We start from the raw sequence: 10,971 nt of genomic DNA on the forward strand, positions 1-10,971 counted from the left end.
TATATGAATTTCCGCTTAACTGATAATGTTTTTTGTACCTTTTAAAGTTCATAACTTTATTTTACATCCAATCCGCTGCAAAACGATTGAATTCGTGGCGCAGTTCATTAAATATTTTCTCTTCGTTCAGGTAACGCTCATGTATACGGGTATGTTCGGCGGCAACATTTTCAGAAATGAGGGCACCTGTTATCAACAATTCAGCCTCTATGGCCTCGTCATTGGCATGGATGTCATGTTTTAGTTCATTAAGGTAGTTCTCGTGGATCAGCAACTGGTTCTGAAAATGGTCTACCTTTTCCTGTACCTCGCGGGCAGTATTGTCGCCGGCTATCTCTTGCAGTCTTTCCTGCAATATATCAAGCTCTTGTTTGTAAAATGCAATACCCCTTAAACCATCATTGTTCAGGTTTTTGATATGTTTAATATTGACGTAATTTTTCATAACGCAATATTATGATATGCCCCTACCAACAGGAATGACTTGCGGCAGCCTAAATGGTGATGCTCCTCATATTTTTGTTTAATAGATGTACGAATTATCTCCTTTGGCACTATGAAACAATTTACGGGTTAAAGGCTTCTATAATTGAGCATTATATGTATTGAGTTAGTATCCGGTTTATGACCGTCATCATTTTTTTAACCGGGGCTCATCATTTTAAGCAACCTGCGCCTGTTCTACCTTTACCGCAATACAGAATTACTTTTAATAAATCATTGGAGTGAGCATGGCCAACTTTATAGAAAATTATACCTTATGTATCAATTGCGGCTCTTCCAGTCTGAAATTCAGTTTATACAAAGCAGCCACGTGCACACTGAAATTAAGCGGACAGGTTGACCGGATCGGTCAGGAAAATGCAGCGTTGAAGATCGACGACCATGCCGGCCGGTTACTTAACAGCAAAACCGGGCATTTTCCGGACTTTAAAGCTTCAGCCACCGAGTTTATCAATTGGTTAAAAACTAATAATCCCCACTATAATATACAGGCTATTGGTCACCGCCTGGTTCAGGGCGGCCCTAAGCACCGCCAACCCGAAATTATCACACCCGAACTACTGGATGACTTGCAGCAATATATTTACCTGGCACCTAATCATTTACCAGACGAACTCAATACCATAAAAACCTTTGGTAGTGCTTATCCGGAAGCCACGCCAGTCGCCTGTTTTGACACAGCCTTCCACCGGCATATGCCCGACTTTGCCAAAAACTATCCCCTGCCCCCGCAATACCTAAAAAAAGGCTTATTTAAATATGGTTTTCATGGCCTTTCTTATGGGTTTATTATGCAGCAACTTGCAGCGCAACATTTACCTATAGATGAACAAAAGATAATTATTTGCCATTTAGGCAATGGATCAAGCATGGCTGCGGTAAAAAAGGGAATAAGTGTAGATACTACAATGGGCATCAGCCCTATTGGCGGCCTCGTAATGGCAACACGCTCAGGCGATCTGGATCCCGGAGTCTTGTTGTTCTTGTTAAAACAATATCACATGAACCCTGAGGAACTGGATGACCTGCTAAGTAAACATTCGGGCTTAAAGGCAATAGCGGGTAACAGTGATGTACAGGAACTACTTAAGGCCGAACCTGATGACAAAAGTGCCGAAACAGCACTAAAAGTATTTTGCTACAGCGCCAAAAAGCACATTGGTTCGCTTGCCGCCGCTTTACAAGGGTTGGATATGCTCGTATTTACAGGAGGCATCGGGGAGAACTCGGCTACCATACGAGCACGCATTTGCCTCGGCCTGGATTTCATGGGCATAGACCTTGACGGGCAGAAGAATGCAAAAAACGAAACTATCATATCAAAAATTACAAGCCGCGTAACTGTCCGTGTTATTAAAACCAACGAGGAGTTAATGATGGCCATGATAACCCGCGATCTTTTAAACAGTTTAAATAAACAATAGTAATGGAAAAAGAATTGATGAACAGCACAGCCGAAACATTGCCATATGAGCTTCTGCAAAAAATGAATGCTTACTGGCGTGCCGCCAATTACCTATCTGTGGGCCAGCTTTACTTAAGGCATAACCCATTGTTGAAGGAGCCGTTAAAACTGGAGCACGTTAAAAATATGCTACTGGGCCACTGGGGCACAACGCCCGGGCAAAACTTTATCTATACGCATTTAAACCGCATCATTAAACAATATGATCTCAACATGATATATGTTTCAGGGCCGGGGCATGGTGGCCCGGCTGTTGTAGCGGGCACTTACCTGGAAGGTACTTATACCGAGGTTTACCCCAACATCACTCAGGATGAAGACGGGCTGCGTAAACTATTTACACAGTTTTCTTACCCCGGGGGTATATCCAGCCATGCTTCGCCACAAACACCGGGATCTATCCACGAGGGCGGCGAACTGGGCTATTCGCTAAGTCATTCTTTTGGTGCGGTAATGGATAACCCCGATCTTATTGTGGCTTGCGTAGTAGGCGATGGCGAGGCCGAAACCGGCCCTTTAGCTACCGCATGGCATTCCAATAAGTTTTTGAACCCGCTAACAGATGGAACCGTACTGCCAATCTTACACCTGAATGGTTATAAGATCTCTAACCCTACCGTCCTTGCCCGTATCAGCCATGAAGAACTGGAACAGCTGTTTCGTGGCTATGGCTGGAACCCCATCTTTGTTGAGGGTGATGAACCGGAGCAAATGCACCGGGATATGGCCGCTGCCCTGGATTACGCGGTAGACCGTATAAAACAGGTAAAGTATGATGCAAGGCATCCAAACGGATGCCGCCCACGCTGGCCAATGATCATCCTACGCTCGCCAAAAGGCTGGACCGGCCCTAAAGAGGTTGATGGCTACAAGATAGAGGGTAATTTTAGATCTCATCAGATCCCGCTGTCCGTTTCAGCATCAGCACCGGCCGAACATTTACAAATGCTGGAAAGCTGGATGAAAAGTTACAGGCCGGAAGAACTTTTTGACGAAAACGGAAAGCTAATTGCCGAACTGCAAGCACTGGCACCCGAAGGCGAAAAGCGCATGGGTGCCAACCCACATACCAATGGCGGCAATTTACTACGCAACCTGCGCCTGCCCGATTTCAGGAACTATGCGGTAACAGTTGAGAGCCCGGGCGCGGATGGCGAAGGCGACACCTATGTTAGCGGCCGCTTTTTGCGGGATGTGATAAAAGAAAATCAGGATAAACGCAATTTCCGCATCTTCGGCCCGGATGAAACCGTATCCAACAGGCTAGATGCGGTGTTTGAAACTACAAATCGCCAATGGGATGCTCCAATAGCAGAGCATGATGAGTTTCTTGCTGCTGACGGCAGCGTAATGGAAATGCTGAGCGAACACCAGTGCGAAGGATGGCTGGAAGGCTACTTGCTAACCGGCAGACATGGCTTGTTTAACTGCTATGAAGCCTTTATTCATATTGTAGACTCTATGTTTAACCAACATGCTAAATGGTTAAAAACCACTTCAGAAATATCCTGGCGCAGGCGAATTGCATCACTGAATATATTGCTTACTTCTACCGTATGGCGACAGGACCACAACGGCTTTACGCACCAGGACCCTGGTTTTATAGATCATGTGGTAAATAAAAAGGCAACTATTGTACGCGTTTACTTACCACCCGATGCCAATTGCCTGTTGTCTGTAATGGATCATTGCCTGCGCAGCTATCATTATGTGAATGTAATTGTTGCCGGCAAACACCCGGCACCGCAATGGCTCAATATGGATGAAGCTGTGGCGCATTGCACCCGCGGCATCGGCATTTGGAAATTTGCCAGTAATGACCAGGATGCGGAAGCGGATGTGGTGATGGCCTGCTGCGGCGACGTACCAACGTTAGAAACCTTAGCAGCGGTTTCCATTATCCGTGAACATTTACCCGATATCAGGGTGCGTGTCATCAATGTGGTAGATCTGTTTAAGTTGCAAAAGAGCACCGAGCACACCCACGGGCTAAACGATAAGGACTATAATGAACTGTTTACTACCGATAAGCCGGTGATATTTGCTTTCCATGGCTACCCATGGCTGGTACACCGCCTAACTTATAACAGGGCAAATAATACAGGCATGCATGTGCGCGGCTATAAGGAAGAAGGTACCATCACCACATCTTTCGACATGACCGTGCTAAACGAAATGGACCGCTTCCATCTGGTGATGGACGTAATAGATAGATTACCCCAAACCGGAAGCAAGGGCGTTTACCTGAAACAACTATTACAGGATAAACTGATCGAGCATAAACATTATATCAACATTAACGGCAAGGATATGCCAGAAATACTCAACTGGAAATGGAAACAATAGACCTGGAAATAGAGACCATCGAACTGGACACCAACATTCCGGAAAGATACAACTACTACCGTAGCTATTATGTCAAAAAAGCTGACACTAACATTATTACGGTAAGCGCAAATGATTTTAAGCCATTAAAACACCGCCCAAGCATTACAGCATCTGCAGTTTATACATTGAGGCCTGGTAGCGAAGATTATTACAGCACTACCAATTTGATAAAAGCAATGGAAAAAGCTAAAGCAGGCGCACTTTTATATATAAAAGGCCTGATAGATATGGGGCTGGGAGGCACTACGGCATTATTACAGTACCGTATAGACCATTATGAAGACCTTCATATTAACCTGATAGATGCAAACATACAGTTGGTTGAACAGCGAATGATCAATGACCATAGTTTTAAATGGATACCTTATCGGATTAAAAATTAAAGCATGCTTACAGCAAATGAGTTTTTTGGCTATGAGCCGGATGCTAAGTATAAAACTTCGGTCGCTTATTTCTCTATGGAGTTTGCGATAGATCAATCATTAAAGATCTATAGCGGCGGGTTAGGTTTTTTATCCGGTTCGCACTTGCGGAGCGCTTATCAACTTAAACAAAACTTGCTCGGCATCGGTATTTTATGGAAATATGGTTATTACGACCAGGTTAGGGACAGAAATGCTTTGATGAAAACTGAACTGATCGAAAAAAACTATACGTTTTTACAGGATACCGGCATAATTTTTACAGTTGCCGTTCATGACGCCCCCGTACATGTTAAAGCTTACCTGCTCCGTCCAGATACTTTTGGCACAGCCCCATTATTTTTACTGAGTACAGATATTGCGGAAAATGACGAACTGTCCCGCTCCATCACTCATTGCTTGTATGACCCGAATGAGTCAACACGCATCGCACAAACTATTGTCCTTGGCATCGGAGGCGCTAAGTTGTTGGATATTTTGGGCCTAGCACCCGATATCTATCACATGAATGAAGGCCATTCCGTATCATTGAATTTTTACCTACTTTCAAAATACAAAAGCCTTGAAGAGGTGAAAAAGCGGGTTGTTTTCACCACCCATACCCCGGAAATGGCCGGAAATGAAGCGCATAGCTATGATTTACTCAAACAAATGTCCTTTTTTTATCATTTGCAAGAGGCTGAGGTAAAATCCATGCTCGGTCTGTATGGAGATCAATTCAACTATACCCTTGCAGCGCTCAAATTTTCGGGTAGGGCCAATGGCGTTTCAAAACTTCACGGCGGCGTGGCCCGGCACATGTGGGGCAACAATCCCGGCATCTGTGAGATCACCTCTATTACTAACGCCCAAAATAAAGCTTATTGGAAAGATGCCGCCCTGGAAGCCGCTATTTCAAGCAATGATGACGGAGCAATCATCGCCAGAAAAAAAGAAATGAAACATGATCTGTTTAAAGTAGTGGCCGACCAATGTGGTAAACTTTTTGATGAGAACATACTGACCATTGTTTGGGCCAGGCGCTTTGCCGGATATAAAAGGGCCGACCTGATCATGGACGACTGGGGAAGATTTATCAGTTTACTAAACCATGCCGATTACCCGGTACAACTGATCTGGGCAGGCAAACCCTACCCGGAAGACATGGAAGCTATTGGCCAGTTCAACCAAATCATCACCCGGGCAAAACCACTGGCCCGTTGCGCTGTGCTAACAGGGTACGAACTGGCGCTATCAGCCCTGCTTAAAAAAGGCTCGGATGTTTGGCTAAATAACCCGCGGCTTTACCATGAAGCCTCGGGAACAAGTGGCATGACGGCTGCTATGAATGGCAGCATCAACTTATCTATGCCGGATGGTTGGGTACCGGAATTTGCCCGTGATCGCGAAAATTGCTTTTTGATACAGCCTGGGCTGGATTCTCTTTCAGATGTCGAAAAAGATCTGCATGAAAATAAAAACCTGATGGATGCACTGGAAAATGACGTACTACCTATGTACTACAATAACCCGGTGCAATGGCTTACAATATTAAAAAAGGCCGCTATGGATGTAGTGCCTGCATTTGAATCGGGGCGGATGGCAGATGAATATTACACTAAAATTTATAGCCCCAATATTTGATATATGCATCTGTTTTCTTTAGATCATCCCCCCAGATAACAAATAGATAGTTTTTGTAAATATATATAGCGTGGAATTGATTACAAACAACTGCTTTTGTGACGGCGATCAGGTATTATGCAACTCGTAAAACCCAACTTTACAGTACATCAAAACCGATCCCAATATGGAAAAGATCCTTTTCATCCAAGATGATTCTCCCGGTAACTTTAAAGCCTTAACATTCGCAATTTCACTCGCCGGTAAGATGGATGCACAGCTCCTTCTGGCCCATACCTTTCTACCGGCACAGGTCCGAAGAGAAAAAGTAATTGCCGGTAATACCGACAGCCAGCTTACAGGGTTACCCGATACCAGCCCCGCCTTCCCTGAATCAAACGCAAACACTACCTGCGAAATTGACATTTTGGGCATGAACGCGAAGCAAGCCGCACAACTGATAAATAAAGAAGGTGTGCGAATGATTATTAAGGGTGTTCCTGAATGCCCTACCCCCACCAGTTTGAACCTGGGCATCCTATTGAACCACATATATTGCCCGCTATTGCTGATCCCGGAGAACTGGTCATTAAAAGATATGGAACGAATAGCTTACCTCGCCGACCTGCGTTATTGCCAAACGCATATCGTACGCTACCTGGCCAATCTCGCTGCTGTATGCCGGGCCGATCTTTCTGTTGTGCATCTTACAAAACATGGTATGGTACATATAGATGAAGCATACGCGCATCAGCTATTCGATGAACAAGTACGCCGGAAGGTTAAGTATCAACAGTTGGGCTTTAACTATACCAGGGAAACCAATTTGATTAAGGCTGCCGATGTGCTAACCAACGGCATGCACAACGACCTGCTGGTGATGACCAAAAGCCGATATCACTATAACGAACTTGTAGGGCCTGCTATCAACAGCACCCTTCCGTCACATATTCATGCCCCCTTGCTGATTTTTCCGGGTTGATAAGATGCTTAACCCCAAAGAAACCAAAACAATAATCATTGACAGTTTTCATCAATTAACCCCGGCAGAAGTATTTACCCGGTTAAACTTTAGTAATCAGGGCCTTAGCGCAGGAGAGGCTCGTTCGAGGCTTGCAAAATATGGCCGGAACACGATACGAAAAAATACCGTAAATTCTGCCTACAGGCTATTCTTTTCGCAGTTCAAAAGCCCGGTTACCTTATTGTTGATAATGGCGGCATTATTGTCGGCCGGGTTGGGCGATGTAGCCGATACGGTCATTATCCTGATCATCGTGCTAATCAGCAGTTGCCTGGGTTTCTGGCAAGAAAGAGGTGCAGCCAATGCTGTTTCGGCATTGCTAAAACTGGTTCGCCTGCATTGCGATGTATTACGAGACGGCGCAAAAAAAACCATCCCGGCTGAAGAAGCGGTTCCGGGGGATATTGTGATCCTTACAGCCGGTGACATCATACCTGGAGACAGCCTGATATTAACCTCGCAACAACTGTTTACTGATGAAGCAACGTTTACCGGGGAAACCTACCCTGTAGAAAAAAACGCCGGCGTACTGCCGTTGGACACTTCATTAGCCAACCGAAGCAATACTTTGCTGATGGGGTCTCATGTAATTAGCGGAAAGGCTACAGCATTGATCATCAAAACCGGCGCCGCCACAGAGTTTGGCAAAATATCTGCCGATTTGCAATCTGCTTTGCCCTCGACCGAATTTGAAAGGGGTATCCGCCGATTTGGCTACCTGCTAATGGAGATCACCCTGCTGCTGGTGATCATCATTTTCGCGATCAATGTATTCCTGCATAAACCTGTACTGGATTCGCTCCTGTTTTCCCTTGCGCTATCAGTAGGTTTAACTCCGCAACTGTTACCAGCCATTATCAGTGTAAATTTAGCTACCGGTGCCCGGCGCATGGCTAAACAAAAGGTGATCGTAAAGCGATTGTCGGCGATAGAAAACTTCGGAAGTATGGATATCCTGTGTTCAGATAAAACCGGGACGATCACCGAGGGTAAAGTAATGCTAAAGGACACGCTGGACACATCCGGATACCATAATGACAAGGTGTTGCTTTACAGTTGGCTGAATGCCTCCATGCAACAGGGTTTTCATAACCCTATAGATGCGGCTATTTGTGCCGCTTATAAGGGCGGGGCAAACACTTACCTGGTTCAAACCGAAATACCTTATGATTTTATCCGCAAAAGGCTGACCATACAGGTAAAAAACGACCAAACAAATTTGGCCATTACTAAGGGTGCCCTAAATAGTGTATTGGAGGTTTGTAGCCAGTTAGAGACTGCTGATGGAAAACTGGCTCCTATATCATCTGGTAAAAACAGTATCCTAAAACGTTATGAGGAATTGAGCGGGGCAGGATTCAGAACATTAGGAGTAGCTTACAAAAACGGTAGTTCTGATATAGACTTTACGCGAGAAGATGAAAGGGAGATGACCTTTTTGGGCTTTATTACACTATTCGACCCACCAAAAGCGAATGTGGCCGAAACGATCTCAAAAATGAATGACCTGGGTGTACGGCTCAAGATCATTACCGGCGATAATGCGCTGGTTGCAAAAAGCCTTGCCTTGGCGCTCGGCATGAAAAATCCCCGAATCCTTACAGGGCCCGGTTTACAAAAAATGAGCGATGCCGCGCTTATCCACCAGGCTCCGCTGACACATATTTTTGCTGAAGTAGAGCCCAATCAAAAAGAACGCATAATTTCGGCACTGAAAAAAGCCGGCCATGTGGTGGGTTTTATGGGCGACGGGATAAACGACGCACCCGCACTTCATATTGCCGATGTAGGTATTTCTGTAAATACCGCAGTTGATGTGGCCAAAGAGGCTGCGGATATAGTTTTACTGAACCCGGATCTAAGTATATTAACAGCCGGAATTGTAGAGGGCCGGAAGACGTTTGCCAATACCATGAAGTATATATTTATGGCAACCAGTGCTAATTTCGGTAATATGTTTAGCATGGCAGGTGCATCGCTATTCCTCCCGTTCCTGCCGATGTTACCCAAGCAAATACTATTGACCAACCTGCTGACCGACCTGCCGGAAATGGCCATTGCCACCGACCGTGTCGACGAGTCTGACATCCGGTCACCACAGCGCTGGGACTTGAATTTTATAAAACGTTTCATGCTCATCTTTGGTTTGCTAAGTTCGGTATTTGATTACCTCACCTTCGGCCTGCTACTATTGATTTTCCACGCGGATGAAAAGATGTTTCAAACCGGCTGGCTGGTTGAATCGGTCATTTCTGCCACGCTGGTGGTATTAGTAGTTCGTACCCGGCTCCCCTTTTTCAAAAGCCTGCCCGGGCGTTACTTGAGTGCAGCTACCCTGCTGGTGTTACTACTGGTGCTGATACTTCCGCTTACCCCTTTTACCACATGGTTTGGCTTCACCCGGTTGCCCACGGCTTATTACGGCTGGATACTGCTGATCCTGACGGGATATATATTTTGCGCTGAATTGGCTAAATACTGGTTCTACCAGCGTATTGCAGCCAGGTTAAACCCGAGGGTAACCAAGGTAGTTACTTTTGAACGGTAGCCCGCTGGCAAAACTTATCGGTAAGCGTTGCGATAAATTCTTTTTGCCCGGGATAGCCGTCTTCAGTTTGGCCATTATGACACTCGCTTTGGTGAGCCAATAACTGATCATGCCAATTACCTATCGCCTCCTGTACCTCATCCAGATAGCTGGTATTTACCCCAATGGTGAGTACTTCATGAACCAGTTGTTCATTATAAAGCAGTACTTTGATACGCTTGCGGCATTCATGCAATTGCCTGGCCGATGGCGATAGCGCAAAAGCGCTGGTTATTTCCTTCAGCTCATTTTTATAAAACCAACGGACATTTTTTGGGGGAACAGGTTTTATTATTTGTTTGAGTATACGACGCGCCTTTTTTATTTTCTGCAATTTTTCCCCGGCGTACTGGCGAAAGTTCCGCCCCTCTTTATTACCGGACTGCTGCCGATGTGTTAATTCATTTTTGATAAAGGAATTACGCAGTACTCCAGCCATTTTAAATATTTTTTTTACAGGTTTAAAAAGTTGCTGAAGTTTAGCCGGATGGGCAGCCATCCCTGACAGGATCAAAAAGGCCTCTATTTTTTTTACCTGTACCCGGAATTGGTGCAAGTCTTCCTGATCCCCCTTTTTTAAATAGGACTTCAGACGGGTATTCATAACCTTCCATTGTTTATTAAAATATTTTACCGCTGTGTGCCTATTCATAAATTACTGCTTTATACTTAACGGTGCCATTCAACCGTGCCCGAATTAAGTAAGCGGGATGGCCATAAGCTAAAGATAAGGGTTCGTGAAGCAACAAAAAATGACGCAGATCAGCGGGGGACCGTCCGGTTTCGCAATATTCACCTTTATCAGTTATCAACCCTGTTCATTCAAAAAAAGAAGGCTATCTATATGGTGCCAATGAGCCTGATGACAGCTTTTGCTGATCATCATTATGCCCTACTGATAACATAATGATTGCGATCATGTCGGGAAATGATAGCGATCATACACGGGACGAAAAAAACGCACTTCCTTAGATCATTA

8 protein-coding genes are annotated in these 10,971 nt (G+C 45.0%); 6 read left to right on the forward strand and 2 right to left on the reverse strand.

From position 1 onward, the window contains the following. Positions 1-61: 61 nt before the first annotated feature. A complete protein-coding gene (locus tag WC615_RS03035) occupies positions 62-445 on the reverse strand; it encodes a hypothetical protein (protein WP_372976669.1) in 384 nt (127 codons plus the stop codon). Positions 446-731: 286 nt separating this feature from the next. Between WC615_RS03035 and WC615_RS03040 the strand changes: the two genes are divergently transcribed. The 6 genes from WC615_RS03040 to mgtA all read left to right on the forward strand — a co-directional run bounded on the left by WC615_RS03040 (position 732) and on the right by mgtA (position 9,953). Then, positions 732-1,928 (forward strand): acetate/propionate family kinase, encoded by a 1,197-nt coding sequence (locus WC615_RS03040; protein WP_372976670.1) that lies wholly within the window; start codon positions 732-734, stop codon positions 1,926-1,928. A 2-nt stretch (positions 1,929-1,930) separates the two neighbouring features. Further along, positions 1,931-4,315 carry a phosphoketolase gene (locus WC615_RS03045; protein ID WP_372976671.1) on the forward strand — a complete coding sequence of 795 codons (2,385 nt, stop codon included), beginning with the start codon at positions 1,931-1,933 and terminating at the stop codon, positions 4,313-4,315. Continuing rightward, positions 4,303-4,740, forward strand: coding sequence for a hypothetical protein (locus tag WC615_RS03050; protein ID WP_372976672.1), 438 nt, complete (start codon positions 4,303-4,305; stop codon positions 4,738-4,740). The genes WC615_RS03045 and WC615_RS03050 overlap by 13 nt, the downstream gene beginning before the upstream one ends. Before the next feature lie 3 nt (positions 4,741-4,743). After that, a complete protein-coding gene (gene glgP / locus WC615_RS03055) occupies positions 4,744-6,402 on the forward strand; it encodes an alpha-glucan family phosphorylase (protein WP_372976673.1) in 1,659 nt (552 codons plus the stop codon). 166 nt (positions 6,403-6,568) lie between these two features. Continuing rightward, a complete protein-coding gene (locus WC615_RS03060) occupies positions 6,569-7,363 on the forward strand; it encodes a hypothetical protein (RefSeq protein ID WP_372976674.1) in 795 nt (264 codons plus the stop codon). A gap of 4 nt (positions 7,364-7,367) precedes the next feature. After that, positions 7,368-9,953: a magnesium-translocating P-type ATPase gene (gene mgtA / locus WC615_RS03065; protein WP_372976675.1), complete on the forward strand. Its 2,586-nt coding sequence runs from the start codon at positions 7,368-7,370 to the stop codon at positions 9,951-9,953. On the opposite strand, the gene WC615_RS03070 is transcribed toward mgtA, so the two are convergent. Further along, the gene (locus tag WC615_RS03070; protein ID WP_372976676.1) at positions 9,937-10,596 is read right to left on the reverse strand and encodes a CHAD domain-containing protein; all 660 of its coding nucleotides are present in this window, start codon (positions 10,594-10,596) and stop codon (positions 9,937-9,939) included. The two genes, mgtA and WC615_RS03070, sit on opposite strands and share 17 nt — an antisense overlap. Positions 10,597-10,971 lie beyond the last annotated feature (375 nt).

The sequence above is a fragment of the Mucilaginibacter sp. genome, assembly GCF_041663085.1.
Lineage (GTDB): Bacteria > Bacteroidota > Bacteroidia > Sphingobacteriales > Sphingobacteriaceae > Mucilaginibacter.